At 73.7% G+C, this 25,576-nt stretch carries 18 protein-coding genes and 1 pseudogene; 6 read left to right on the top strand and 13 right to left on the bottom strand.

Annotation, left to right across the window (positions count from 1 at the left end):
• Positions 1-281 precede the first annotated feature (281 nt).
• Genes AC559T_RS26685 through AC559T_RS26695 form a run of 3 tightly spaced genes read left to right on the top strand, consistent with a single transcriptional unit; the run spans position 282 to position 4,097 of the window.
• Positions 282-1,499 carry an LLM class flavin-dependent oxidoreductase gene (locus tag AC559T_RS26685; RefSeq protein WP_498870478.1) on the top strand — a complete coding sequence of 406 codons (1,218 nt, stop codon included), beginning with the start codon at positions 282-284 and terminating at the stop codon, positions 1,497-1,499.
• Positions 1,500-1,504: 5 nt separating this feature from the next.
• Complete coding sequence (locus AC559T_RS26690; RefSeq protein WP_498870479.1) at positions 1,505-2,701, top strand: LLM class flavin-dependent oxidoreductase; 1,197 nt, start codon at positions 1,505-1,507, stop codon at positions 2,699-2,701.
• Between the two features lie 28 nt (positions 2,702-2,729).
• Positions 2,730-4,097 (top strand): NtaA/DmoA family FMN-dependent monooxygenase, encoded by a 1,368-nt coding sequence (locus AC559T_RS26695; RefSeq protein WP_498870480.1) that lies wholly within the window; start codon positions 2,730-2,732, stop codon positions 4,095-4,097.
• A gap of 98 nt (positions 4,098-4,195) precedes the next feature.
• On the opposite strand, the gene AC559T_RS26700 is transcribed toward AC559T_RS26695, so the two are convergent.
• The 8 genes and pseudogenes from AC559T_RS26700 to AC559T_RS26735 form a co-directional block, all read right to left on the bottom strand.
• A complete protein-coding gene (locus AC559T_RS26700) occupies positions 4,196-5,602 on the bottom strand; it encodes an FAD-binding oxidoreductase (RefSeq protein ID WP_498870481.1) in 1,407 nt (468 codons plus the stop codon).
• Positions 5,599-7,437 carry a rhodanese-like domain-containing protein gene (locus AC559T_RS26705; RefSeq protein ID WP_498870482.1) on the bottom strand — a complete coding sequence of 613 codons (1,839 nt, stop codon included), beginning with the start codon at positions 7,435-7,437 and terminating at the stop codon, positions 5,599-5,601. The genes AC559T_RS26700 and AC559T_RS26705 overlap by 4 nt, the downstream gene beginning before the upstream one ends.
• Positions 7,434-8,934, bottom strand: a pseudogene (locus tag AC559T_RS26710) (ATP-binding cassette domain-containing protein). Before AC559T_RS26710 ends, AC559T_RS26705 begins: the two are co-directional and overlap by 4 nt.
• Before the next feature lie 37 nt (positions 8,935-8,971).
• On the bottom strand, positions 8,972-9,862 hold the full coding sequence (locus AC559T_RS26715) for an ABC transporter permease (protein WP_131625968.1): 891 nt from the start codon (positions 9,860-9,862) through the stop codon (positions 8,972-8,974).
• 9 nt (positions 9,863-9,871) lie between these two features.
• A complete protein-coding gene (locus tag AC559T_RS26720; RefSeq protein WP_112105365.1) occupies positions 9,872-10,822 on the bottom strand; it encodes an ABC transporter permease in 951 nt (316 codons plus the stop codon).
• Positions 10,823-10,836: 14 nt separating this feature from the next.
• Positions 10,837-12,489 (bottom strand): ABC transporter substrate-binding protein, encoded by a 1,653-nt coding sequence (locus AC559T_RS26725; protein WP_498870483.1) that lies wholly within the window; start codon positions 12,487-12,489, stop codon positions 10,837-10,839.
• Positions 12,490-12,601: 112 nt separating this feature from the next.
• Entirely contained in the window at positions 12,602-13,786 is a 1,185-nt protein-coding gene (locus AC559T_RS26730) for an acyl-CoA dehydrogenase family protein (protein ID WP_112105367.1), read from the bottom strand.
• A 52-nt stretch (positions 13,787-13,838) separates the two neighbouring features.
• The gene (locus AC559T_RS26735; protein ID WP_498870484.1) at positions 13,839-14,681 is read right to left on the bottom strand and encodes an alpha/beta hydrolase; all 843 of its coding nucleotides are present in this window, start codon (positions 14,679-14,681) and stop codon (positions 13,839-13,841) included.
• A 504-nt stretch (positions 14,682-15,185) separates the two neighbouring features.
• Between AC559T_RS26735 and AC559T_RS26740 the strand changes: the two genes are divergently transcribed.
• Positions 15,186-16,067 (top strand): LysR family transcriptional regulator, encoded by an 882-nt coding sequence (locus AC559T_RS26740; protein WP_112105369.1) that lies wholly within the window; start codon positions 15,186-15,188, stop codon positions 16,065-16,067.
• Positions 16,068-16,147: 80 nt separating this feature from the next.
• Here AC559T_RS26740 and AC559T_RS26745 read toward each other — a convergent pair whose 3' ends face one another.
• On the bottom strand, positions 16,148-16,585 hold the full coding sequence (locus tag AC559T_RS26745) for a nitroreductase family deazaflavin-dependent oxidoreductase (RefSeq protein ID WP_071065547.1): 438 nt from the start codon (positions 16,583-16,585) through the stop codon (positions 16,148-16,150).
• 216 nt (positions 16,586-16,801) lie between these two features.
• Between AC559T_RS26745 and AC559T_RS26750 the strand changes: the two genes are divergently transcribed.
• Together AC559T_RS26750 and AC559T_RS26755 are read left to right on the top strand one after the other, a co-directional pair.
• Positions 16,802-17,719: an alpha/beta fold hydrolase gene (locus AC559T_RS26750; RefSeq protein WP_498870485.1), complete on the top strand. Its 918-nt coding sequence runs from the start codon at positions 16,802-16,804 to the stop codon at positions 17,717-17,719.
• An 839-nt stretch (positions 17,720-18,558) separates the two neighbouring features.
• Positions 18,559-19,827 carry an ABC transporter substrate-binding protein gene (locus tag AC559T_RS26755; protein ID WP_131625884.1) on the top strand — a complete coding sequence of 423 codons (1,269 nt, stop codon included), beginning with the start codon at positions 18,559-18,561 and terminating at the stop codon, positions 19,825-19,827.
• 43 nt (positions 19,828-19,870) lie between these two features.
• Here the strand turns inward: AC559T_RS26755 and AC559T_RS26760 are convergent, their stop codons facing one another.
• From AC559T_RS26760 to AC559T_RS26775, 4 genes are all read right to left on the bottom strand, one after another.
• Positions 19,871-20,326 carry an NUDIX domain-containing protein gene (locus tag AC559T_RS26760; RefSeq protein WP_498870486.1) on the bottom strand — a complete coding sequence of 152 codons (456 nt, stop codon included), beginning with the start codon at positions 20,324-20,326 and terminating at the stop codon, positions 19,871-19,873.
• Positions 20,327-20,343: 17 nt separating this feature from the next.
• On the bottom strand, positions 20,344-22,920 hold the full coding sequence (locus tag AC559T_RS26765) for an alpha-amylase family glycosyl hydrolase (RefSeq protein ID WP_112105371.1): 2,577 nt from the start codon (positions 22,918-22,920) through the stop codon (positions 20,344-20,346).
• A 91-nt stretch (positions 22,921-23,011) separates the two neighbouring features.
• Entirely contained in the window at positions 23,012-23,734 is a 723-nt protein-coding gene (locus AC559T_RS26770) for a DUF6629 family protein (protein WP_498870487.1), read from the bottom strand.
• 208 nt (positions 23,735-23,942) lie between these two features.
• Positions 23,943-25,478 (bottom strand): Kelch repeat-containing protein, encoded by a 1,536-nt coding sequence (locus AC559T_RS26775; protein ID WP_498870488.1) that lies wholly within the window; start codon positions 25,476-25,478, stop codon positions 23,943-23,945.
• Positions 25,479-25,576 lie beyond the last annotated feature (98 nt).

Genomic DNA, 25,576 nt, shown 5'->3' on the forward strand with positions numbered 1-25,576 from the left:
CGCGTGCGTCGGCATTGCCGCTCGCCGCCGATCGCGGGAGCGCCGGTCGCGGATGGGGCGGCGGGCGGGCGAACCCGGCGCGATCCCGCACACCGACCGGCGCGGGCGAAACTGCCCGGGCGAAACTGCCCGGGCGGAACGGTCCCGGCTGAACGATCCGGGTGGAACGCGGGCCGGCAGAGTGGTCAGGGGGCTGGACAGCGTGCGGCGACAGCCATATCTTCACTAATTGACTGAACAAAGTGGGGTTACTGACGGTGGTCGAAGGGCGGTGGCTTCCCATGCCCCCAGCAGGCTCAGTCCCGCTGTCGGTGCTCGACCTGGCCCCCCTCCCCTCGGGATCCTCGGCGGCCGACGCGCTGCGCAACACGCTCGATCTGGCCCGGCAGGCCGAGCGGTTCGGCTACGCCCGCTACTGGCTCGCCGAGCATCACCTGACCCCGGGGGTCGCCTCCGCCGCACCCGCCGTTCTGATCGCCCTGGTCGCAGCGGCGACGGAGAGGATCAGGGTCGGCTCCGGGGCGGTCCAGACCGGGCATGACACGGCGGTGGTCGTCGCCGAGCAGTTCGGCACGATCGCGCACCTTCACCCCGGGCGGGTCGACCTGGGGCTTGGTCGATCCAACCTGGGCCGCTTGGTCGACCGGGCCGCCAAGCCCACGCCGAACGGCACAGTGCAGCCCCTGAACGGCACAGCGCAGCCCCTGAACGGCACAGCGCAGCCCCTGAACGGCACAGCGCAGCCGCCGCCTCGACCCTCGGCGCGGGTGGTCGACGGCCTGCTCCTCCCTGAGTCGCCGGCGGTCACCTTCGACGTGGAGCGCCTCGGCCGGCAGTTGCGGCTGGTCGGTTTCCGGGACGGACCCGAGGAGGACTACACCGCGCTGGTCCGCGACATCCAGGCGTTCGTCGGTGGTACCTACCGTGCGCCTGACGGTACGGCGCTGTCCGCGCCGGCCGCGGAGGGCGCAGATCTGGAGATCTGGATCCTGGCGGCGACCGCGGGCGGGAGCGCGCTCACGGCCGCGGCCCTCGGCCTGCCGCTCGGCGCGAATTACCACATCGTCCCGTCCACGGTGCTCGAGACGATCGCGGCGTACCGGGCCGCGTTCCGGCCCGGCGTGCTGAACGAGCCGCGGGTGATGGTCTCCGCCGACGTCGTCGTCGCGTCGGACGACGAGACCGCCCGCCGGCTCGCCAGCGGCTACGGTCCGTGGGTGGCCAGCATCCGCGCGGGCGGTGGCGCCATCCCGTACCCGAGCCCCGGGGAGGTGGCGGCGCGCGGGCTGAGCGACGCCGAGCGGGCACTGGTCGCCGACCGGGTGGACACCCAGTTCGTCGGCTCGCCCGAGACGGTCGTGCGGGGGCTGCGGGTCCTGCGGGACGCCACCGGCGCCGACGAGCTGCTGATCACCACGATCACCCACGATCACGCCGATCGCGTGCGGTCCTACGAGCTGCTCGCCGAGGCCTGGTCCCGGTCGAGCGCGGTGGGCTGACATCGATGACCGGTCCCACCGCCCCGGGCGAGCTGCGGCTCGCCGTCGCGCTCGACGGCTGCGGCTGGCACCCCGCCGCCTGGCGGGAGCCCGACGCCCGTCCCCGCGAGCTGTTCTCCGGCCGTTACTGGACGGAGCTCGTCCAGGAGGCCGAGCGTGGCCGGCTCGACTTCGTGACGATCGAGGACACGCTGGCGCTGCAGTCGTCCCGGTATGACGGCCCGGACGGCCGGGTCGACCAGGTCCGCGGCCGGCTCGACGCTGTCCTGGTGGCGGCCCGCGCCGCGCCGCGCACGCGGGCCATCGGCCTCGTCCCGACGGTGGTCGTGACGCACACCGAGCCGTTCCACGTGGCCAAGGCCGTCGCCACTCTCGACCATGTCAGTTCCGGGCGGGCCGGGGTGCGGGTCAGGGTCCGCGCGGGGCGGGACGAGGCCGCCCATTTCGGCCGTCGTGACCTGCCGCCGGCGCGGCCCGCGGACCTGTTCGACGAGGCCGCGGACTACGTCGAGGTCATGCGCCGGCTGTGGGACAGCTGGGAGGACGACGCCGAGATCCGCAACGTGGCCACGGGGCGGTTCATCGACCGCGACAAGCTGCACCACATCGACTTCGCGGGCCGGTGGTTCAGCGTGCGGGGTCCGTCGATCGTGCCGCGCCCGCCGCAGGGGCAGCCGCTGGTCACCGCGCTCGCGCACGCGGCCGTCCCGTACCGTTTCGCCGCGGGTTCGGTGGACCTCGTCCACGTGACACCGCGCGACGCCGCCGACGCGGCGCGGATCCTGCGCGACCTGCGGGCCGAGCAGGCCGCGGCCGGGCGGCTCGCGGAGTCCCTGCGGGTGTTCGCCGACCTGGTGGTGTTCCTCGACGAGGCTGAGGGCCGGGCCGCCGCGCGCAGGGCCCGCCTGGACGAGCTCGCGGGCCGGGAGTTCCGGTCGGACGCCGCCGTCTTCGCCGGCACGCCGGCCGGCCTCGCCGACGTCCTCGAGGAGTGGGCGGGGGCGGGTATCGACGGATTTCAGCTGCGCCCGGCGGGGGTTCCCACCGATCTGACCGCGATCACCCGCGGGCTGGTGCCGGAGCTCCGGCGTCGTGGCCTGGTTCCGCCCGAGTACGGCGCGGGCACGCTGCGAGGCCTGCTCGGGTTCCCCCGGGCGGCCAACCGCTACGCCGCCGCCCCACCCGAACCCGCCGCCACCTGACGCGTCCGTCCTGACCGGGAGGAACCGGATGAGCAGTCCGACCAGGCAGATCCACCTCGCCGCGCACTTCCCGGGCGTGAACAACACGACCGTGTGGAGCGACCCGCGCTCGGGCAGCCACATCGCGTTCGAGTCGTTCGTCCATTTCGCCCGGACGGCGGAACGGGCGAAGTTCGACTTCCTGTTCCTGGCGGAGGGGCTGCGGCTGCGGGAGCAGCGCGGGCGCATCCACGACCTGGACGTCGTCGGGCGTCCAGACACGTTCACCGTGCTCGCGGCGCTGGCGGCGGTGACCGACCGGCTGGGTCTGGCCGGGACCATCAACTCGACGTTCAACGAGCCGTACGAGGTGGCCCGCCAGTTCGCCAGTCTCGACCATCTCTCCGACGGGCGCGCCGCGTGGAACGTCGTCACCTCCTGGGACGCGTTCACCGGGGAGAACTTCCGCCGCGGTGGCTTCCTGGCCGAGGAGCAGCGCTACGAGCGCGCCGAGCTGTTCCTGCGGACGGCCAGCGAGCTGTTCGACTCCTGGCGGGGGGACGAGATCGTCGCGGACAAGGAGTCCGGCGTCTTCCTGGCCGATGCCAAGGCGGGGGCGTTCGAGCACCACGACGCCCACTTCGACATCAGCGGGCAGTTCACGGTGCCGCGCAGCCCGCAGGGCCGGCCGGTGATCTTCCAGGCCGGTGACTCCGACGCGGGCCGGGAGTTCGCCGCCCGGTCCGCTGACGCGATCTTCAGCCGGCACAGCACGTTCGACGCCGGGCAGGCGTTCCACGCGGACGTCAAGCGCCGCCTCGCCCGCTACGGCCGCGCGCCCGAGGATCTCCTCGTCCTGCCGGCGGCGACGTTCGTCCTGGGCGACACCGACGCGCAGGCGCGGGAACGGGCCGAGGAGGTCCGCCGCCAGCAGGTCAGCGGCGCCACCGCGATCCAGTTCCTCGAGCAGGTGTGGAACCGCGACCTCGGTGACCACGATCCGGACGGGCCGCTGCCCGAGGTCGACCCCCAGCCCGGGGAGAACACCGTCGCCCAGGGCAGGGCGAGCGTGCGGATGTACGAGGACCGGCTGGCCACCGCCCGCCGCTGGCGCGAGATCGCCGAGGCGGGGAAGCTCACCACCCGCGAGCTGGTCATCGAGGTCAGCGGGCGGCAGGCGTTCGTCGGCAGCCCGGCGACCGTCGCGGACACGATCAACCGGTTCGTACAGGCCCGCGCGGCGGACGGGTTCATCCTCGTCCCGCACATCACCCCCGCCGGCCTGGACGAGTTCGTGGACACGGTCGTCCCGCTGCTCCAGGAACGCGGCGTGTTCCGGGCCGACTACACGGGGACGACGCTGCGCGACCATCTCGGTCTCGCCCCGGTACCAGGATGGCCGGTTCACGCGGTCTGAGGCTTTCCTGCGGCAGACCCGGGTAGTGGCCAACAGAGGACGGTCGCTGCCCGAGATCGAGGCCGACCTCGCCGACCTCGGGATGGCGGTGGATCCGGTCACAGGCCGCGACCGGGCGAGAGGATCCCGGTCGGGTCGAACAGGCGCCGCAGCCGCTGCTGCAGGGAGTGGTTCGCCGTCCCGAGCTCCGCGCCGAGCCAGCGGCGCTTGAGCGCGCCGATCCCGTGCTCGCCGGTCACGGTGCCGCCCAGGTCGAGTGCGGTCTGGAAGATCAGGTCGGCGGCCTTCCGCGCCTCGGCCGGGATCTCGTCCGTCTCCCCGGCGGGGCCGCCCGCGCCGCCCGTGCGGTCCACGACGATGATCGGGTGCAGGTTGCCGTCGGCCGCGTGGGCGATGGTGAAGATCTGGACACCGGTATCGGCGCCGATCTCGGCGATCCGGGCCGCCGCCCGCGCCAGCCGCGACCGGGGGACGGCGATGTCCTCGATCAGCACCCGGCCGATCCGTTCGAGGGCCGGCAGCGCCGCCCGGCGCGCCGCCAGCAGCTCCGCCGCCGCCGGGTCCGTGGTGTCCGCGGAGCGGCGCACCGCGCGGGCGCGGCCGCGCAGCACCGCCTCGACGGCGTCGGCCTCGTCGCCGGCTCCGGCGCCGTCGGTCTGGACGAGCAGGAAGGCCTGTCCCGAGGTGGCGAGGTCGCTGCCCGTCGCCGCGTCCACGGCCCGCATGGTCGGCCCGTCGAGCAGCTCCGCCATGGCCACCACGATCCCGGTGGCCATGATCTCGGTGACCGCGTCCACGGCGGCGCCGAAGGAGTCGAAGAACGCCGCCAGGGTGACCGTGCGTCGCGGCGCGGGCCGCAGCCGCAGGGTGGCTCCGACGACGACGCCGAGCGTGCCCTCCGAGCCGACGAACAGCCCGGTCAGGTCGTAGCCGGCGACGCCTTTGACGGTGCGCCGCCCGGTGCTGACCAGCTCGCCGTCGGCGAGGACCACGTCCAGGCCGAGCACGGACTCCCGGGTCACGCCGTACTTGGCGCACCGCAGGCCGCCCGCGTTGGTGGCGATGTTCCCGCCGACGGTGGAGATCGCGGAGCTGGCCGGGTCGGGGGAGTAGGTCAGGCCCACCGCCCGCGCGGCCCGGTCCAGGTCGTCGGTGATCACCCCGGGCTCGACGACGGCGACCGCGTCCGCCACCGACAGCTCGCGGATGCGGTTCATGCCGCCGAGGTCGAGGATCACGGCCCCGTCCGGGGCCGCGGCGCCGCCGGCCAGACCTGTTCCGGCGCCCCGTACCGTCACCGGGACCCCCCGGGCGACCGCCTCGCGCAGCACCGCCCGCACGTCGTCGACGGTGTGCGCGAACGCGACGCCGAGCGGCCGCCCCGGCGGATGCCATCCGGAGCGGTCGAGCCGGTGGGCGTCGACGACCGCGTCGTCCTGGCTCCACCGCCCGCCCGGCAGTACGGCCGTGAACGCCTCTCCTGCCGTGAGCCGCCGGTCCGTCATGGCCCGGTGGCGACGGGCCGCTGCGGGTCCGAGGACCAGGCGGACCACGAGCCCGGGTAGAGCGCGGCCTCGATGCCGGCGGCGGCCAGCGCCGCGATCTCGTGCGCCGCGGTCACCCCGGAGCCGCAGTAGACACCGACCGGTTCGCCCGCGCCGGTCGTCCCCAGTGCGGCGAAGCGCTCCCGCAGCCGTTCCGGGGAGAGGAACCGGCCGTGCTCGTCCAGGTTGTCGCCGGTGGACGCGCTGACCGCGCCGGGGATGTGGCCGGCGCGCGGGTCGACCGGTTCGATCTCGCCGCGGAAGCGCTCCGCGGCGCGGGCGTCCAGCAGCACGCCGTCGCGGGCGACCCGGGCCGCCTCGTCCGCGTCGAGGGTGGGCAGGTGACCGGCGTCGAGGACGACGTCACCCGGCTCGGGGACGACGTCGCCGGTCGCCAGCTCGAATCCGGCCTCCCGCCAGGCGCCGAGCGCGCCGTCGAGGATGCGGACGTCCGTCAGACCGGCCCAGCGCAGCAGCCACCAGGCCCGCGCGGCGGCCAGCCCGCCGTTGTCGTCGTACACGACGACTCCCCGGCCGGTCGCCACCCCCCAGCGTCGGGCCGCCCGCTGCAGGTCCTCGACGGCGGGCAGCGGATGGCGTCCCGCGGTCCCGCCCGGCGGGGCGGCCAGCTCGGTGTCCAGGTCGACGTACACCGCGCCCGGCAGGTGGCCGGCCAGGTAGTGGTCCCGCCCGTGCGGGTCGCCCAGCGCCCAGCGGACGTCGAGCAGCACCGGCGCGCGGGCCGTCGTGAGCTCGTCGTGCAGTCGCTTCGCGTCGACGAGGACGTCACCGGCGCGCGGCGCGGAGGCGAGCAGTTCGGCGATGTCGCTCTCGCCCAGGCCACCCGGCCCCAGCCCGCCCCGGGCGGCGAGGGCGATGTGTCGCTGCACGCCCGCGTTCAGCGGGGCGGACGTCCCGTGCAGGCGGGCGAGCAGCGCGATCTCGCCGTTGAGGAAGTCCGATTCCACCGAGGCACCGCGGGCCAGGCTCTGCCACGTCGAGCTGCCCTGGCGCGGATGGCCGGGGATGTCGTGCAGGACGAAGCCGGACAGGTCCAGCCCGGTGTCGCCGGAGAGCAGGTCGGTCACCTCGACCCCGGCGTTGGTCAGCACCTCGCGGGCCTCGGTGACGAGGGCCGCGCCCAGCGTCTCGCGGGCCTTGCCGGGCGGGTAGACCGCGTCGAGGTTGTAGGCGAGGTTCCCGAGCAGTTTCCCGGCCTTCCACCGTTCGACGTCCGGGACGACCTTCACGCCGAACTGCGCGCGGCGCAGGTCGGCGGCGATCCGCGTCGCCGCCGCACTCTCGCCCCGCGGTGCGCGCCCCAGGTAGAAGGCGCCGGCCAGGGGAGCGGCCGGCGAGACCACCTCGCCGGGCGTCGAGTAGGACGAGGGGATGATCACGACCGCGTCGATGACGGTGTCGAACCTGCGCAGCGCGGTGCGGGCGTTCTCCACCCCGTTCTGCAGGAGCAGGATGGGCAGCTGCTCGGCGGCGGTGCCACCCGGGCGTACCGGCTGCCACGCCCACTGGGCGACCAGGGCCTCGGTGTCCTGGGACTTGGTGGCCAGGACCAGCACGTCGCCGGGGAGCAGGTCGATCTCGTCCGGACCGCCGACGGTGGGGAGGGGGAGGCGCCGGTCGGAGTCGGGCCGGATGTAACGCAGGCCGCCGGCGCGCAGCGCCTCCAGGTTCGCCCCGCGGGCGACCAGGACGGCGTCGATGCCCGCGCCGTGCAGCTGGGCGGCGACGGTTGCCCCGACGGCACCCGCTCCGATGATGACGTATCTGCTGGTCATTCCGTCTCCTCAGGTCGAGGTGCCGCGAGCGCGGCGGCGAATCGCTGGCCGGGGATCGCGCCGAGCAGTTCCCGGGTGTGGTCCTGAGCCGGTGCGGCGAAGACGTCGGCGGCGGGGCCCTGCTCGACGACCCGTCCGGCGCGCAGCACCGCCACGTGGTGCGCGAGCCGGGCGACGACGGCCAGGTCGTGCGAGATGAAGAAGTAGCTCACGCCCAGGTCCTGCTGCAGCTGGCTGAGCAGCCGCAGGATCTGGTCCTGCACCGACACGTCGAGCGCCGAGACCGGCTCGTCGAGGAACACCAGTTCGGGTGCCAGCGCGAGCGCCCGGGCGATCGCCACCCGCTGGCGCTGGCCGCCGGAGAGCTCGGTCGGGCGGCGGTCGCGGAAGTCCCGCGGCAGCGCCACCTGGTCGAGCAGTTCGCTCACCCGCGCCTGGCGGCTCGCCCGGGTGCCCACCCGGAACGACACGAGCGGTTCGGCGATCGACTCGGCGACGGTGAAGCGCGGGTCGAGGGAGGAGAACGGGTTCTGGTGGACGAGCTGGAACCGCCGCCGCAGCGGGCGCAGCGCGGACCAGCCGGCCTCGGTGATGTCCGTGCCGTCGAGCAGGACCCGACCGGTCGTCGGGGCCTCCAGCCGCATCGCGATCCGCAGCGCGGTGGTCTTGCCGGATCCGGACTCGCCGACGAGGCCGAGGGTCTGCCCGCGGCGCACGGTCAGGCTCACGTCCTCCAGCGCCCGGAAGGTGCGCGCGCCCCCTCTCGTCCGGGGCAGGGTGAAGTCCTTGGTGACCCCGTCGAGGCGCAGGATCTCCGGCGCGGTCCGCGGCGACACCGAGGTCGTGGGTGATGATCAGCAGGGCGGTGCGGGTCTCGCTGACCAGCCGGGCGAGATGGTCGAGGATCCGGCGCTGGACGGTCACGTCGAGTGCACTGGTCGGCTCGTCGGCGACGATCAGCCGCGGACGGCCCGCCAGCGCGATGGCGATCAGCACCCGCTGGCGCATGCCGCCGGAGAGCTGGTGCGGGTACTGCCGCGCGCGCAGGACGGGTTCGTCGAGGCCGGCGCGTTCGAGTGCCTCGACCACCGCGGCGGACAGCAGCCGGCGGTCGACGCCGCGTCGGCGCGCCGCCTCGGCGACCTGTCCGCCGACGCGCATCGTCGGGTTCAGCCCCACCATCGGGTCCTGGGGGATGAGACCGACGACCGGGCCGCGCAGTGCCCGCAGAGTGCGCTCGCCGGCCCGGGTGACGTCGGCGCCGCCGATCCGGATCGTGCCCGCGGTGATCCGCCCGTTGGCGGGCAGCAGGCCGAGGACGGCGTTGGCCGTGGTGGTCTTGCCCGATCCCGACTCACCCACCATCGCGACGGTCTCACCGGGGGCGATGACGAGGTCGAGGTCGGTCACCGCGGGATGGGCGACACCGGAGCGGTCGAGGTAGGCGACGCCCAGCCCGGCCAGCTCCACGACGAACCCGCCGTCCGTGCCTGCCACCGGTACCGGCGTTGGGGTCGGGTCGGGGTGGGCGGGTTCACTGCCACCGTCGCACCTCCTCCAGGGTCCGGGCGATGTGGTTCAGGCTGAACACGACCAGCCCGACGAACAGGCCCGGCAGCAGCGACAGCCAGGGGCTGGTGATGAGGTAGTTGCGCCCGCTGGATATCAGCGTGCCCCATTCGGCGGCGGGAGGCGCCGCCCCGAAACCGAGGAAGCTCAGCGCGGAGATCGCCAGCACCGCGGTGCCGAAGTCGAGGACGGCGAGTACGGCCACCGGACCCCACGAGTTCGGCAGCACGTGCCGCAGCAGCACCCGCCCCCAGGACGCCCCGCCGGTCCGGGCGGCCTCCACGTAGGCCTGACCGCGGACCCGGAAGACCTCTGCTCTGGTGGTGCGGGCGAAACCGGGTGCGATGCCGACACCGACCGCGATCGCGACGGGCAGGGTGCCGAACCCGATCGCGGTGACGATCGACAGCGCGAGCAGCAGCGCCGGGATCGCGAGCAGCACGTCGACGAGGCGCATGAGCACGCTGTCGACCCAGCCACCGGCGAACCCGGCGACGACCCCGATCGCCAGACCCGCCACGGCGGCGACGAGCACCGCGCCGCCGGTGGCCCTGATCGTGAGCGTCGAGCCGTGCACGACCCTGGAGAACAGGTCGCGGCCGAGTTCGTCGGTGCCGAAGAGGTGGTCCAGCCCCGGGCCGCGCAGCTTCTCGGCCGGCGAGGTGGCCGTCGGGCTGTGCCAGGTGAACAGGCCCGGCAGCAGCCCCGAGACGACGACCAGCACGACGAACACCAGCGCCAGCAGGAATCCGGGCCGGCGCAGGTAGGGCCGTGCCGCCTGGAACAGCGCGGCGCGGCGCACGGCGGCGGACGACCCGGACCGGCTCCCACCGGCGACGAGAGTGTTGTCAGTCATCGGTACCGCCTAGACGACCCGCGGCGTGTGCGCCACCCGCGGGTCGAGCAACGAGTAGAGCAGGTCGACGAGCAGGTTCACAGCGACGAAGATCGCGGCCGCGACGATGACGACCGCCTGGACCACCGGCACGTCCTGGGCGAGGACCGACTGCTGCGCCAGCCGGCCCACCCCGTCCCGGGAGAACACCGTCTCGACCACCACGGAGGAGGTGACCGTGTAGCCGACGAGCAGGCCGAACAGGGTCAGGCCCGGCAGCAGCGCGTTGCGGAACGCGTGCCGGAGCTGGATGCCCGCGCGGCTGAGCCCCTTCGCCCGGGCCGTCACGATGTAGGGCTCCTGCCAGATGTCGCCGAGGCTCTTGATGAGCACCTGGGCGAGGATCGACGCCCCGGGCAGCGCCATCGTGATCCCGGGCAGGACCAGGGTGCGCCAGCCGTCGGTGCCGGTCGCCGGGAACCAGCCGAGGGAGAAGGCGAACACCTGGATGGCGAGCAGCCCGACGAAGAACGTCGGCAGCGACACCCCGACGGCCGGCAGCCGGGTCAGCAGCGACCGCGCTGGGCGCCACTGGACGTAGGTCGCCAGGTAGGCCAGGCCCACCCCACCGACCAGCACGATCGCGATCGAGAACGCGGTGAGCGCCAGGGTCGAGGGGAGCTGGTCGGCCAGCAGGCTGCTCACCGTGACGTTCTGGGTGAGCGAGTCCCCGAAGTCCAGGCGCAGGGCCCCCCACATCCCCTGGAAGTACTGGGTGATCACGGGATCGTCCAGCCCGTACCGGGCCTTGAGCGCCGCGAGCTGCTCGGGTGGGACCTGGTCGGCCTCCACGCCGCCGGCGGACAGCTGCAGGGCGATCGGATCGCTGGGCAGGACGTGCAGGATGACGAAGGTGACCGTGTAGGCCGCCCAGAGCACCACCAGTGCCTGGGCGACCCGTCCGGCGAGATATCTCGGCATCGTCGTGGCCGACGCTAGCTGGTCAGCCAGAGGTCGTTGGCCCGCAGGAAGCCCTCCGACGTCCAGGCGAAACCGTGCACGGTGTCGGACAGCCCGACCACCTGCAGCCGGTCGTAGAGCGGGAACACGACTCCCTCGTCGATCAGCAGCGTCTGCAGCTCCTCGTAGGCGGCGCCGCGCTCCTCCGGGTCGGCGGTGGTCAGCCCGCGGGCGAACAGTTCGCTGATCTTCGTCGCGGTCTGCGGCTCCTCGCCGTACCTGGAGGCGTAGTGCGGTGCCGCCGCGCTGTCGAGCATGGCGCCCAGGACGCTGGGGTCGCCCCGGGTCAGGTAGCCGGGCGTCAGGTCGTAGTCACCGGCGGTCGCCTGTGGGATGGCCTGTGCCTGCGTGACGACCTTGATCTGCAGGTCGATGCCGACCTTCTTGAGCTGGTCCTGCAGCAGCTGGTCACCGGCGCTCGCCGCGGGGGTGAGGTAGGTGAGGGTCAGCTTGCGGTCGCCGGAGTGGCGGTAGCCGTCCGAGCCGGGCTTCCAGCCGGCCTCGTCCAGCAGCTTCGCCGCGCCGTCCGGGTCGTGGCCGAGCTTCGCCGAGAGGTTCGCCGCGTACGGGGTCGTCGCGTCGTAGGGGCCCTGGACGACCGGGTAGCCCTCCCAGAAGACGGTGGAGGCGTAGCTCCCGCGGTCGATCGCCTTGTTCAGCGCCTGGCGCACCAACGGGTCGGACAGCGGGCGGTCACCGGTGATGTTGGGGAACAGCAGGCCGGAGATCCCGGGCAGGGAGCGGGTCTCGATGGTGCCGCCCGCGGCCTTGACGACCTCCTGGTCGGCGGAGCTGATCGGCAGCCGCGGCCAGGCGATGTCGATGGCCTTGCTGGTCAGGCTGCCGACCCGGACGCTGTCCTCGGCGATGTAGCTGACCTCGATGCCGTCGACGTGGGCCGCGCCGGTGTTCTCGACCAGCTCGCTGGGCCAGGCGTAGCCGTCCCGCCGGTGCAGCTTGATCTCCTTGCCGGCGGTGTAGCTGTCGAGCTCGAACAGGCCCGAGCCCACCACCTTCCCGGTGCAGCGGTCCTCGGGGGTCTCCTTGTATGTCTGCGGCGAGAGGATCGCCAGGGTCGTGGTGGACGTCGCCTGCAGGAAGGCGGCGTTCGGCGTCGAGAGCTTCACGGTGACGGTGTGCGGGTCGACCACCGTCGTCGACTCGTAGCCGGCCAGGAGGGAGAGCCCGAGCGGCGACCTGGCGCCCAGCTCGTGCACCCCGTCGTAGGCGGTCTTGACCGCGTTCGCGTCGAGCGGGGTGCCGTCGCTGAACGTCACGCCGTCGCGCAGGACGAAGGTGTACTCGGTGGCGTCCGGGTTCACCTTCCAGCTCTTCGCCAGCCAGGGCACGATCTTCCCGGTCTCGGGGTCCTGGTCGGTGAGCGAGTCGGCGAAGTTCCGGTTGATGCTGCGGGTCTCGATCACGTAGACCTGGTTCGGGTCGAAGCAGCTCTGCAGGCTGCTCCAGAACGCGATCTTCAGGGTGCCGCCCGGTACCGGGGTCCCGGTGTCCGTGCCGCCGCCGTCTCCACCGGACCCGCCGCCCCCGCACGCCGCCAGGGTGGCGGAGGCGAGGACGGCTGCCGCGGTGAGTCGCCGCGTGGATCGGCGGCGGCGCGAGGTGCTCATGGTCAGGGTGCTCCTCTAGCGATGAGCTCAGGTAGTGGTGATCTCAGGACGTTGGGGATCCTCGGAACCTGTGCAGGGCGGGAGGAACCGGTCGGCGTGACCGGACGGTCGTTCAGCGCGCGAGCGCGTGGCGGCCGGCGACCAGCAGCGCGGTGTCCTCCTGCGGCGGGTGGACCCGGGCGCACAGCACGTCCCGAAGGTGGCGCTCGAGTGGGTTGTGCCTGGTCAGCGCGGGATTGCCGATCGCGGCGACGGCTGTCTGCACCGCCGTGACGGCGGCCCGGACGATGAGCGGCTTCGCGAGCACCAGACGCTGCGGGGGGATCGACTCACCGGCGTCGATGCGGCGGCCCAGCCCGAAGGCGAGCTCCTCGGCCAGGACGAGCTGGGCCTCGATCTCCCCGGCCACGGCCTGGATGCGTTCGGTGGTGGCGATCGGACGTCCCAGCCCGGTCGGGACGCGCTCCTGGGCGAACCGGGCGAAGAAGTCCCGCGCGGCCCGGGCGACCCCGACGTACAGGGCGGACGCTCCCAGCGCCACGCCGGCGAACGCCGCGTCGCCCCGGTGCTCCGACGCCGGCGCCCCCTGGAAGTTCTCGGCCGGGATCTCCACGTCGGTGTAGATCGCGTCGTGGGTGCTGCTGGCCCGCAGGCCGAGATGGTCCCAGGTGCGCTCGATCCTGATCCCGGGGGAGTCCCCGGGGACGATCGCGTGGCCCTGCAGCGGATCGGCGTCGTCGGTCGCCGCCCACACCAGGTGGTAGCTCAGCCCCTCCGAACCCGTCGCATAGCCCTTGTGCCCGTTGAGGACCCAGCCGGACGCCGTCCGCCGGATCGTCGTGGCCGGCAGCCCGCCGCGGACCGGCGCGCCCAGCTCGTGCTCGGCGCGGATCGCGTTGATCAGCACCGGCTGCTCGAGGGAGTCGCGGACGACCTTGCGGTAGAGCTCGTCGGGCCACCACGGGTCCTTGCTCTGCAGGGCGTGCTGGAACACGGTCATCGCGGTGATCAGGGCGACGGACGGGTCGCCCTGCCCCAACGCCCCGAACACCCGGATGCTGTCGACGGAGCTCAGGTCGGCGCCGCCGTAGCGCGGGGCGATGCCGAGGCGCAGCAGGCCCGCGTCGTGGACCACCCGAAGGCCCCGCCAGGGGAACTCGGCCGAGCGGTCGTGTTCCTCCGCGGTGGCGGCGAGCTGGGCGGTCACCGCGGCGAGGGCGTCGTCGGTGACGTCCACCGGCGGGAGTGCCGACCGCGCGTCGACGGTCGGCGTCGTCGTACCGAGCTCGATGGTCATGGCGTTCCTCCGCGGCGCGGGACGGGCATCGTCGGCGTGGACGTGGGAGTCGTCATGCCCAGCTCGTCCACTCGGCGATCCGGGGGAGCGCGGCGGCCGGGGCGGCGAGCCCGGCCGGGCCACTCTCCGTCTGGGGAAGGGCCCGAAGCCGCTCGAGGAACAGGACGATGACGGCCGCGGCGGTGCGGTGCGTGGCGTCGTTGAGCGCGTCGTGTCGGCCGCAGGCGATGGTCACGAACTCCGCGGACGGCGCCTTCGCGACGCTCGCCCTGGCCGCCCGCACCGGGCTGACCAGGTCGGCGTCACCATGGACGGCGAGCACCGGCACCCGTACCAGGCCCAGGTCGGCGGCGGCGAGCCAGCCGGCGGGCACCGGGTCCAGCAGCGCGCCGCGCCGAACCCGCGGGTCGTTGCTCAGCCGCGACTGGTGGGTGGGGCAGGCGGTGCGCTCGGCCAGCTCGTTCTCCCAGGAGTCCGCCCGGGCCGGCCCGTTGTCCCCGGCGCCGCTGTCCGCCGGCTCGCCGGCGGTGGGCAGGCCGGCCAGGATGACGCCGTCGACCTCGTTGCGCGCGCCGGTTCCGGTCGCCGCGAGGGCCGCGACGAACGCGGCACCGGCGTCGGAGCCGGCGAGTACCCGCGGGCCGGGCAGGTCCGGGTCGTCGAGCAGCTCGCGGACGCGGGCCCGGGCCCCGTCCTCGTCGCTGGTCGCGTCGGCGACCACCCTGACCTTGTACCCGTCGGCCGCGATCCGGGTGCCGAACCGCTCGTAGACACCAGGGTGCTCGCCGCGGCCGGCGACCAGGATCACCGTGCCGCGCGGGGCCACGGGCTGCGGGTTGTCCCACCCGGCCACCGCGTTGGCCGGGGCGTCCTGGACGACTTGGAAGGAGGTCATCGCTGAAGTCCTGTCGTGTGCGGTCGGGTGGCCGCCACGGACGTCGATCCGCGGGCGGCGCGTGGCGTGGTGAGTTGGGGCATGCCCCGCCCACGCAGCCGGATCTGACGGCGCGGGGTGGATACCGGGGCGCCGGCCTGTGCCCCGAGGGGTACGTCAGGCGACCGCGGCCGCGGGGCCTCGGTGCCGGGCCGAGAGGCAGGAACCGGCCCGCCGGGACCGGCCCGGTCTGCCGCCGTCCCGACCTCGCGGCGCGGACGCGCGGGCGGTCAGTGAGCGCGACAGCAGGCCGAGGCGAGGGTTCCGTAGTCGACGAAACGTCGGCGGGTGAGGACCCGCGGCGCTGCCGCGACGCCCGCCGGGTGCCGGCCGGTGGCACTCGCTCGTCCCGGCGCGCTCCCGCCCACATTCCCCAGCATGTGCATCAGGATGGTTGGAAAATCGGGCAGTGTAAAGCCGCCCCGAGTGATCAAACTGATCGCAAAACGTGATAGATCACATAGAATGGCTGCCGTGTCCAACACGCTGGATCTGACGGCGCTGCGCAGTCTCGTGGCCATCGCCGACTGCGGTGGATTCCGCCGCGCGGCCGAGGCGTTGTGCATCTCCCAGTCGGCGGTGAGCCAGCACGTGCGCCGGCTGGAGAAGGTGGTGGGCCGGCCCCTGGTCGAGCTGGTCGGCCGCGGCTCCCGGTTCACCCCCGACGGCGAGCTGCTGCTCTCCGCCGGGCGGCGCATCCTCGCCACCCACGACGACGCGCTGGAGCTGCTCGGAGTGGGCGCGTCCGTCCTACAGCGCCTGATCACCGTCGGCTCGACCGAGCACGCCGCCGACCACCTGATCCCCCGGGTGATGGCCGTGCTCACCGAGCAGTTCCCGGACGTCGAGGTCAGGTTCCGCCTCGACCGCGGCGTCCGGCTCGCCCACGCCCTCGACCGCGGTACGCTGGACGTCGCCGTCCTGGTCGGGACGGGCGGCAGCCCCGCGGGGCGCCCGGCCGGGCTGCTCCCGCTGGCGTGGTACTCGGCCCCCGGCTGGCTCGTCCCGCCGCCGGACCGCCCGCTGCCCCTGGTCGCGGTCGACGACCCGTGCACGATCCGCACCCAGGCCCTGACGACCCTCGCCCGCGCCGGCCGGGTCGCGTCGGTCGTCGGCGAGTCCGGCTACCTGGCCGGGGTTCTGCACGCGGCGCGGGCCGGCGTCGGAGTCGCCCTGCTGGCGGACGTCGGCCCGCCGCCGCAGGGCCTCGAGCGGCGGGCCGACCTTCCCGCGGTCGACCCCGAGCCCATGCAGGTCCGGCTGCGCCGCGGAGCCTCCCCACGGCTGGCCAGCCTCATCGCCGACGCGGTCGCATGCACCCTCGCCGCCGGCCGCGCCCCCGCCTGACCACCCCCGCGGGCCGCTCACGGTCGCAGCGGGATGGCGAATCTGCCAGGTCGAGGTGGCCGGGGTGGTGGAAGTGACTGCTAGGAAACCGGTTCCAGGACGAAGACGGGGATCACCCGGTCGGTCTTTTTCTGGTAGTCCGCATAATCGGGCCAGACCGCTATGGCGCGTTCCCACCACAGCGCCTTCTCGTCACCGGTCACCTCGCGGGCGATCATGTCCTGGTTGACCGTGCCGTCCCGTAGCTCGACCCGGGGGTGGGCGAGGACGTTGTGGTACCAGACGGGATGCTTGGGCGCACCGCCGAGCGAGGCGATGATGGCATAGCGGCCGTCGTGCTCGACCCGCATCACCGGGCTCTTTCGGATCTTGCCCGACTTCGCGCCCAGGGTGGTGACGATGACCACGGGCACACCGCGCAGCTCGGTGCCCTTGGTCCCGCCGGAGCTCTCGTACTCCTCGACCTGCTTGCGTACCCATTCGGCGGGACTCGGTTCGTATTCACCAGTGAGAGGCATGCCGCGAGTCAACACCGGTGGGCCCGGCGCCATGCCCGAGGGGGCGGGTGTCGTCCACCGGCGATGCCGGTTCCGGGTCCGGACGGCGCACGAGGCGCCTAACGTCGTTCCGACCGGCGAACGAGCATGGGGGCTTGCCGAGGCATGAGCGACAGCACGGGCACAAGCGACAGCGCGGGCACAGGTGAAAACGCGGGCGCGAGCGGCGAGGCTGGCATGGTCTCGAAGTGGGTCGACCTGGACGGCCCCGTGCACTACGCGGAGTTCGGCGCGCCCGGAACCATCGGCGGGAGCCCGCCGGTGGTGTGCGTCCACGGCCTCGGCGGGTCGTACACCAACTGGCTCGCGCTGGCACCCCTGCTCGCCTCGACGTCCCGCGTGCTCGCGCCCGACCTCGCCGGCCACGGCCGCACCCCGCTCGGCAACCGCGGTGCCGACGTGTCGGCGAACCACCTCCTGCTGGACCGCTTCCTGGCCGAGGTCGTGGGGGAGCCGGTGATCCTCGTCGGGAACTCGATGGGCGCTCTGATCAGCATGCTGCAGGCGGTCCGTCGCCCGGAGTCGGTGTGCGGGCTGGTCCTGCTGGATCCCGCGCTGCCGCTGCGCCGCGGCGGCTGGCCGGAGCCGCTGGTCGTCGCGTCGTTCGCCGCCGTGGTCCTCCCGGGACTCGGGGCGTGGGCGCTCGCCCGGCGCCGCGCCCGGGTCGGCCCCGCCGGCATCGTGGCCCAGACCCTGCGCCTCTGCGCGACGGATCCCGCCCGGATCCCGTCCGTCGCGGTCGAGGCACTGGTCGACCTCGGCCACGAGCGGGCGGGCATGGACGGGGCCGAGCGCGCCTATGTCGCCGCCGCCCGGTCCGTGGTGCGCCGGGTCGTCCGCGGCGGCCCGCTGCGGCGGCTGATCCGCCAGGTGGACGTCCCGACGCTGCTCGTGCACGGGTCGGACGACCGGCTCATCCCGGTGGCGCTGGCCCGGGACGCCGCCGGCCTGCGTCCCGACTGGCGGCTGGCGGTCGTCGCCGGCTGCGGGCACCTGCCCCAGCTCGAGGACGCGGCCGGGACGGCCGAGCTCCTGACGGGATGGTGGGAGCAGACGGGGGACGCCAACGGCGGCGCGCGGAAAGCAGTGGTGTGAGGCCGCGGAACTGACGGGCCGAGGATCGGGTCTGGCCGGCCGAGGGGCTGTCGTGTGGGTTTTCTCGCATCGCCCCGGCTGTTCCGCCCGACGCCGCCGGGCCCGGTGACGTGATGCCGGTCGCATCTTCCCCTGTGGCGACTGGTAATCAGCGCCTCGAGCCGGGCCCGGTGACCTGTCGCAATCACTGTCTCGATCGCTTTGAAGCAACGGAGAGACAATCATCGGATCTTCCGGATGACACGGCGGGTCACCATCGGCCCGCGTGGAAGCGTGGCGGGAAATTCGGCGGGATGTGCTGGTGCGCAGACATGGCGGTGCCAGGCCCTGAGTCGCACGCCCGTGTGCGGCCGGTGGCCTCCCCGTCTCTGCCACAGAACGTGACTGTCGGGGGGTCGAGAAGATGCGATCATTGTTCGTATGTAGTCTTTGACTACAGAAAGTCTTCTGCTTCACATGGAGAGATTCATTAAGGGCTATGGTTGGCCATAAATTGTTCTGACGAAGTTGGTTCATCGCTTCCCGCTGTGTGCCGGCCACCTTGCTCCGGTGTGCTTCGGTAGGTCACCTAGCCGGCCGGTCGGCTAGGCGGCCAGGCCCGTCCGGGGGCAGTCCAGTGGTCGGTATGTTCGCCATGTCATCCGTTCGGCCTTTGTGTTCCGGATCGGTGCTTCGTCCTGATCGATACCTGTTTCGGGTGTTGATCGGCGGCGGCATGGTTGTCGCCGGAACACGAGTGACCCGGTTCAGTCGCCTGTGGGCGGCGCGGGCGTGCCTGGGCATGCGGCCACCGATTGTCGCCATGTCGCCGAATGTCGTGGAATCTGGAAGGTGGCTTTGTGCTGGTATTTCGTACGAGGTTGCTCGCCGCGGCGCTCGTGACGGCCGCCCTGGCGGCGGCCTGCGGCTCCAGCGAGTCCTCCGGCGTGGACGCGGCGGCGTCGCCCTGCGCTCCCGGAGTCACGGACGACGAGGTCAACGTCGGTATTATCTACCCGGACACCGGTGTGCTCTCGGCACAGTTCACCGGCTACCGGTTCGGCGTCGAGGCCCGGTTCGCCGAGGCGAACGCCGCCGGTGGCGTCGGCGGCCGGCAGATCTCGACGATCTGGCGGGACGACGAGTTCGACTCCGCCGGCAACCTGCAGGCGGCCCGCGAGCTTCTCCGCGAGAATGTGTTCGCGGTTCTCGAGTACACCGCGCATTCCGAACAGTCCGCGCCGCTGTTGCACGACAAGGGAATTCCGGTGGTGGGCGTCGCGGACCAGGCCGCGTGGGCCGACAACGACAACATGTTCCCGCTCGCGTATCAGGTCGACGACACCGACGCGACCAGCACTCTCGGAGATTTCGTCCGGGCCCAGGGCGGCACCCGCGCGGCCCTCATCACGACGACGATCACCGAGTCGTCGGTCATGTACGCCCAGAACGCCCGCCGGAGCCTGGAGGCTGCCGGCATCCCGGTCGTCTTCGCGGACACGAACGCCACGGTGAGCTCACCGGAGGCCGTGCAGCGGATCGTCGGCAGCGGCGCCGACACGCTGATCTCGCTCGCCTCGCTCGACCTCTACTCCGGCGCGGTGACGGCGGCGGCCGCGGCGAACAGGCCGTTCAAGGTGGCGCTCTCGCCCATCACCTACGACGCACACCTGCTCAACACGCCGATCGCGCGCGCTCTGGCCGGCACCTACTCGACCGTGGGCTTCAGCGCGATCGAGCGGAACCTGCCCGCGCACCGCGCCTACCTGGCCGCGATGACCACCTACGCGCCGGAGATCCAGCCGCCGACGCAGCTGAGCTCCATCTACGGCTACATCACCGCGGACCTGTTCCTGCGGGGCCTGCAGGCGCAGCAGGGCTGCCCCACCCGCGAGTCGTACATCCGCGGGCTGCGCGGGGTGACCGACTACGACGCGGGCGGGCTGCTCAACCAGGCGGTCGACCTGTCCGCCGGCAAGCGCACGGTCGACCTGTGCACGGACTTCGTCCGGGTCTCCGCCGCCGGGAACGCCTTCGAGCCCGTTGGCGCGAAGCCGCTGTGCGGCCAGGTGATCAGCGGCGCGGCCCAGGGAGGCGCCGGGGCGTCCGTGCCAGCCCGGGGGCGGTGACTCCCGCGGCGACGGTGAGCCACTGCCGGTGAGCTCGTTCCGGTCAGCTCGTTCCGGTCAGTGCGGCCCAGGCGGCGCGTAGCGCCGGGAGTAGCGGCAGCGTGAGCGCCTGGCTCGCCGACACCCAGCGCCAGCCGGCGGTCTCCCAGTTGGCGGCCGCCGGCTCGAACGTGTCCACCACGTTCAGGACCAGCGTCGTGTAGGACCACTCGCCGTGGTCGTCGACGTACTCGTGGGCCGGGGTGGCCTCACGGGAGACGCCGGCGGGCAGCGGCCCGAGCTCCTCCTCGGCCTCCCGCAGCGCCCCGGCCAGGGCGGACTCCCCGGGATGCAGCGCCCCGCCGGGCAGTGCCCAGGTACCGCCCTGGTGCGACCGGGGATGGCGCAGGACGAGCAGGTACCGCGGATCGCCGTCGGCGGCGGCACGCAGCAGTACTCCCGCGGCGCCGAGCGCGCCCCAGTGCTCGCAGCCGCGCGAGCAGAAGACAAAGCGTTCCATCGGCCAAGCTTGCCTCGTCAGCGCCCGCCTCGTCGGCGCACGCCGGGCAGGCGCAGGCGGCGGGGGCGGGCCGGGACGTCCGACGGCCCGTCGGTCAGGCCGGCGCCGCGCCGGCGGCGGCGGAACACCACGGCACCGGCGGCCGGCAGATCGACCCGCACGCTGTCGCCCCGTGGGGACAGCGACCGGCGCGAGCCGCCCGTCCGTCCGCCGAACCGTGGCGCGTCGGTGTCCAGCACCGGCTTCCACCGCCGGCCGGCCAGCGACGGATGCGACAGCCCGAACCTGGGCAGCGGATCGTTGTTCAGGCTGACCACGACCAGGATCTCCTCGCCGCGGTCCCAGCGGCGGAACGCCAGCACCCGCGCGGTGTCGTCGGCGCCGACCAGTTCGACCGTGCGCGAGCGCAGCGCCGGGCTGCCCAGCCGCAGCGTGACGAGCGCCCGATAGCAGGCGAACAGCTCGGCGCCCTCGCCCGCGCGCAGCCCGGCGAGGTCCTCCTTGGCCTCGGCGAACCCGTCGTGGGTGTAGGCCCGCCGGGCTCCCACCTCGTCGCCCATGAGGAACATCGGCGTGCCGGGCGAAAGCAGGGTCAGCGCCGCGGCGCAGCGCAGCCGCGCGAACGCGAACCAGGCCGTGTCGCCGTGCAGCGGCGCGTGGTCGACGGCGACGAGGATATTGCGGGCCGAGTGCTCGGAGTTGCCGGCCTCGTCGTGGCTTTCGGTGTAGACGACCGTGTGGTCCGCGGCGGCGGTGAACGCCTTGGCGAACAGGCTCATGGCCAGCGGGCCGGCGGGGTCGCGCCCCGCGGTGTGCAGCAGCTTGGCGTACTCCGGTCCCTCGCCCTTGTCGCCGACGAGGTGGTGGTAGAAGTCGACGTACCAGTGGGCGTCGAAGCCGAGCCCGCCGGACTCGGCGGGGCGGGTGACCTCCGCCCAGCCGGAGTGGTCCTCGGCGATGAGGATCACGTCCGGGTCCACCAGGCGCAGCGTCTGGCACAGCTCCCGCAGGAACTTGCGGCCGGCGATGTTCGCCGCCGCAACGGGCCGCCCGTCGGCATGCAGGCTGTTGTAGGCGTGGATGGACGTCGTCTGGTCCACCCGCAGCCCGTCGATGTGGAACTCGTCGAGCAGCGCCACCGCGCTCGCGACGAACAGCGCACGTACGTTCTCGTCGGAGTAGCGCGGCGCCCAGCCCGAGGAGACGTTGTCGAGGTATCCGCCGTCCGGGTGCGGGTGGTCGTCCTCGGCGCCCTCGTACCAGTAGTAGATGTTGCGGCTCGGCGCGGTGCTGTCGTACTGCCAGGCGGAACGCTGCGCGTTCGGCGTGTAGTGGTTGTAGACGACGTCCATCAGGACGGCCACGCCCCGCTGGTGGCAGGCCCGCACGAACCGGCGCAGCGCCACCCGCCCGCCCGCGCTCTGCTTCACCGCCAGGAAGTGCGAGCTGCCGTAACCCCAGGACCTCGTCCCGGCGAACTCGAACATGGGCAGCAGCTCGACGGCGTTCACCCCGAGGTCGATGAGGTGGTCGACGAACGCGAGCGCGTCGGCGAACGTGCCGGCCCCGGTGTGCCCGAAGCCCAGCGCGCCCACGTGCAGCTCGTAGATGACCAGGTCCTCGACCCGCCGGGGGACGGGTCGGGCCGGGTCGAACTCGTCGGCCCAGAACCGCTCGTCGTCCCGGGTGTCGACGACGACCGAGCAGCTCACCGAGCCGTCAAGGTCCTCGGCCGGGCCGTCGTGGTGGGCGCCGCAGGGGTCGACGTCCCCGGTGCCGCACTGCTGCGCCGAGTACATGTCCGAGCGCCAGGCGACGGACCCGTCGTCGCGGGTGACGCGGTAGAGGTAGCGCCGTCCGACCCAGTCGGCGAAGCCGGGTGCGGCCGCCTCCCACCAGCCGCCGCCGACCTGGCGCATCGGCAGCCTGGTGATCAGCTCGTCCTCACCGTGGCCGTCGTCGGCGATGTAGCCGCCGGGCCCGGCGAAGGCCACCTCGACGGCGAGCGCGTGCGGCGCCCAGACCCGGAACCGGATCCGTTCCCGGGCGTCCGAGCTGACGGCGGCGCCTGAGCCGCTGTGGCCGCTGGGGCCGCCTGAGCCGCCGCCCGTGCTGACCGTGCTGACCGGGCTGCCCAGGTCTCTCGAGCCGACGGGCAGGACGCGCCGGGCGCCGTTGTGCCGGTGGGCGGCCAGGCGGAACTCCGCGCGCACCACCGGCCCGCACCCCGGGCCGACCTCGAACCGCCGGACCTGCTCCGTCGCCCCGGGATCCGGGACCTCTGCGGGGATCCCCCACACCTGCGAGCCGTCGGGACGGGTCAGCCAGACGCCCCAGTCGAAGGTCCGGGAGACGCTCGCGTCCACCGTGACGGTGGCCCGGTAGGCGGCGCAGCCGTCCTCGGCGGTGAACTCCTCCATCGGCGTGGACGACCAGCTCCCCGCCTGCAGCCCGTGCTCGTCCCAGCTCCCGACCAGCCGGGCCCCGTTCGCGATCCGCCGGCCGACGCCGGTGTGGTAGACGACGTCCACGCGGACGGCGCCGGTGGCGGGTGACGGGCCCACATGCCGGTCGGCGCCATGCTCTGTCGTCACGTCGTCCCATCGGTAGACCTCGGCCGGCGCTCGCGGCCTGCCATGTCTGCCCAAGAATGTCACGTTTCGTGCCGTCAACGGCGTGGCGGGTTCACCCGTCCGGATGACGCGGCGCCATCTGGTGACCGGGCCGGGGGACGCTGGCCGGAGCGCCCGCCGGTGCGCCCGCCGGGGTCCGCCCGCGCAGGTGGGCGGCGATCGCGACGCTGGTCACCGCCGCCCACGCGCACCACAGCGAGGTCACCGCCTCGGTCGAGACCCAGGCGAGGACGGCGACCGCGAGCAGGTTCGCCGCGCCGAACCAGCGCAGGAACGGCCGCCCGGAGAGCAGCAGCACCCCGCAGGTGCTCACCAGGTAGAGCGCGATCGGCACCGAGCCCATCCACAGGTGCACCGTGTAGGTGATGTGGCGTTCGTCGGCGTGGGCCCGGACCGGGCCGGTGACCAGCGCGAACGCCAGCCAGCCGGCGCACACCGCGCCCGCCGCGAGCGCCGCCGCCCCGGCGCGGCGGCGGGCGGGCACCCGCTCCAGCGCCAGCACCGCCACCGGGACGTACAAGGGAAGGATCACGAACGCGAACGCGAGGTACACCGCGGTCGCCGCCGTCAGCGCCGCCGCGTTCGTCTCGGTGCCACCGAGCTCACCGCGCACGCCCCACCAGACGAACGCCTCCGTCAGCGTGTGCGCCGCGAACAACACGGGGAGTGCCGCCATCGGCCAGGCGGCGCGCTTGGGGACGTGGCGCAGGGCGTCCACCCCCACCGCTCCGATGATCGCCGCCGCCGCCACGTCCGCCTCGGGTGAGAAGCACATCGGGCCTCCGCTCATCCGGTCCGGCCGGCAGGCCGGTGTTTGTCCGCTCTTGAACGGCTATTACCAGGTCCGGCCCGCCGCTGTCCCGGGAACGGCTTCGCGCGCACGCGTCGGCGCTGTTCCCCGTGGAGATCCACGGGGAACAGCGCCGACGGCTGGTGCTGATCAGATCGACGTCACGTCACGTGACGCCTGGTTGGCGCGGTCGCTACTCGCCCAGGGCCGCGGCCGAGTCGAGCGGGGCGCCGGAACCGGACGTCCCGCCCGCCACGTAGACGCGGCCGTCGCCACCGGTGGCCGCGCCGTGGCCGGAGCGCGCGGTGAGGGCGCTGCTCGCACCCGCGGACCAGCGGTCGCCGTCCGGGGTGAACACCTGGGTGGAGCCGACGGTGTCGCCGTCGCTGTCCCGCCCGCCGACGACGTAGACCCGGCCGTCCGGCCCGGTCGCGCCCGCGGCCTCGGAGACACCCGTCGGCAGGTCGGCCACCTTCGCCCAGGAGCCGTCCGCCGAACCCGAGCCCGGCGTGTAGGCGTAGGCGTCGGACGACGCGGAGCTGCCGTCGCTGCCGCCCGCGGCGAGAATCCGCCCGTCCGGCAGGCCGACCAGCACCGGTGCACCGGCACCGGACGGCGGCGCACCGCCCGTCGTCCAGTCACCGGAGTCGGGGTCGTAGACCGCCAGGGTCGTCGCGTCGAGGACGTAGATCTTCCCGTCGGTGCCGCGGGTGGCGCTCGGCGTGCCCATCGGGCGGGGCAGCGACGGGCCCTCCGTCCAGTCACCGCTCGACGGCGTGTACACCTCGACGGTGTCGGTCGGGGTGCCGCCGCCGGTCTGGCCGCCGATCGCGTAGATCCGGCCGTCGGTGTCGGTCGCGGCGGCCAGGTGGTCGCGCGCGGTCGGCAGGGCCGGGGCGTTCGACCAGGCGTCCCGCTTCGGGTCGTAGACCTGGACGGTGTCAACCGGGGCGCCGGCCACAGTCGCACCGCCGGTCGTCCCGCCGCCCGTCGCGCCGGTCGGCGTGGCGGTCGGCGTGCCGCCGCCGGCCGGCGAGGTCGGCGTGGCGGTCGGCGTGCGGGACGTCGTGGGTGTCGTTGGCGTGCTCGGGGTCGTCGGCGTCGTCGTGGGCGACACACCCCCGTTGTTGAAGGCGGCCGGGGTCAGCCGCACCCCCGGGCTCGGCGTCGAACCGCCCTCGTCGCCGGGTGACCCGGTCGCGGTCGGCGTGGCGGTCGGCGTCGCGGTCGGCGTCGCGGTCGGTGTCGGGGTCGGCGTCGCGGTCGGTGTCGGGGTGGCTGTCCGGCTGGGGGTCGCCGAGCCGCTGGGCGTCGACGTCGCCGGTGAGCGGGTGGTGGGCGTCGCGGTCGGCGTCGCGGGCACGCCCCCGCCGACCCCACCACCGCCCGCGGTGGTCGCCTCGCCGCCGAGGAGGTAGATCCGGCCGTCGCATCCCGTGGTGGCCGCGACATGGGCGAGCGGCGCCGGAAGGTCGGCGGCGGTCTCCCAGGTGCGCAGCGGGCCGGCGATGTGGGGCAGCGGCGGGCAGGCGCCGGCCGCGCCCGCGGACGGCTGTGGGGACGTGCTGGCCGGGCTTGTGGGACTGGGCGTACCGGTCGTGGGCGTACCGGTCGGCAGGGCCTCGGCGCCCGGCGCGAGCAGCGCCGGTGTCGCCAGAGCCGCCGCCAGCGCGGTGCTCAGGACCAACGCGCGTGAGGCGCATCTGCGGGACGTTCGTGACCAACTCATGGGTTCCCCCTCCGCGGCCCCGGCTGGGACCGGACCACTGGGTGGACGGGCGTGGGCGACCACCACCGCGAGTGCTGGCGCGCGGCGGCGGTCGGTGC

Source organism: Frankia sp. Hr75.2, from assembly GCF_949319125.1.
In the GTDB taxonomy this organism is placed as follows: Bacteria; Actinomycetota; Actinomycetes; order Frankiales; family Frankiaceae; genus Parafrankia; species Parafrankia soli.

Bases quoted from the DNA above. Each gene is read 5' to 3' on its own strand.
- AC559T_RS26685 (WP_498870478.1), top strand. From the start codon at position 282: ATGCCCCCAGCAGGCTCAGTCCCGCTGTCGGTGCTCGACCTGGCCCCC.
- AC559T_RS26690 (WP_498870479.1), top strand. From the start codon at position 1,505: ATGACCGGTCCCACCGCCCCGGGCGAGCTGCGGCTCGCCGTCGCGCTC.
- AC559T_RS26695 (WP_498870480.1), top strand. From the start codon at position 2,730: ATGAGCAGTCCGACCAGGCAGATCCACCTCGCCGCGCACTTCCCGGGC.
- AC559T_RS26700 (WP_498870481.1), bottom strand. From the start codon at position 5,602: ATGACGGACCGGCGGCTCACGGCAGGAGAGGCGTTCACGGCCGTACTG.
- AC559T_RS26705 (WP_498870482.1), bottom strand. From the start codon at position 7,437: ATGACCAGCAGATACGTCATCATCGGAGCGGGTGCCGTCGGGGCAACC.
- AC559T_RS26715 (WP_131625968.1), bottom strand. From the start codon at position 9,862: ATGACTGACAACACTCTCGTCGCCGGTGGGAGCCGGTCCGGGTCGTCC.
- AC559T_RS26720 (WP_112105365.1), bottom strand. From the start codon at position 10,822: ATGCCGAGATATCTCGCCGGACGGGTCGCCCAGGCACTGGTGGTGCTC.
- AC559T_RS26725 (WP_498870483.1), bottom strand. From the start codon at position 12,489: ATGAGCACCTCGCGCCGCCGCCGATCCACGCGGCGACTCACCGCGGCA.
- AC559T_RS26730 (WP_112105367.1), bottom strand. From the start codon at position 13,786: ATGACCATCGAGCTCGGTACGACGACGCCGACCGTCGACGCGCGGTCG.
- AC559T_RS26735 (WP_498870484.1), bottom strand. From the start codon at position 14,681: ATGACCTCCTTCCAAGTCGTCCAGGACGCCCCGGCCAACGCGGTGGCC.
- AC559T_RS26740 (WP_112105369.1), top strand. From the start codon at position 15,186: ATGGCTGCCGTGTCCAACACGCTGGATCTGACGGCGCTGCGCAGTCTC.
- AC559T_RS26745 (WP_071065547.1), bottom strand. From the start codon at position 16,585: ATGCCTCTCACTGGTGAATACGAACCGAGTCCCGCCGAATGGGTACGC.
- AC559T_RS26750 (WP_498870485.1), top strand. From the start codon at position 16,802: ATGGTCTCGAAGTGGGTCGACCTGGACGGCCCCGTGCACTACGCGGAG.
- AC559T_RS26760 (WP_498870486.1), bottom strand. From the start codon at position 20,326: ATGGAACGCTTTGTCTTCTGCTCGCGCGGCTGCGAGCACTGGGGCGCG.
- AC559T_RS26770 (WP_498870487.1), bottom strand. From the start codon at position 23,734: ATGTGCTTCTCACCCGAGGCGGACGTGGCGGCGGCGGCGATCATCGGA.
- AC559T_RS26775 (WP_498870488.1), bottom strand. From the start codon at position 25,478: ATGAGTTGGTCACGAACGTCCCGCAGATGCGCCTCACGCGCGTTGGTC.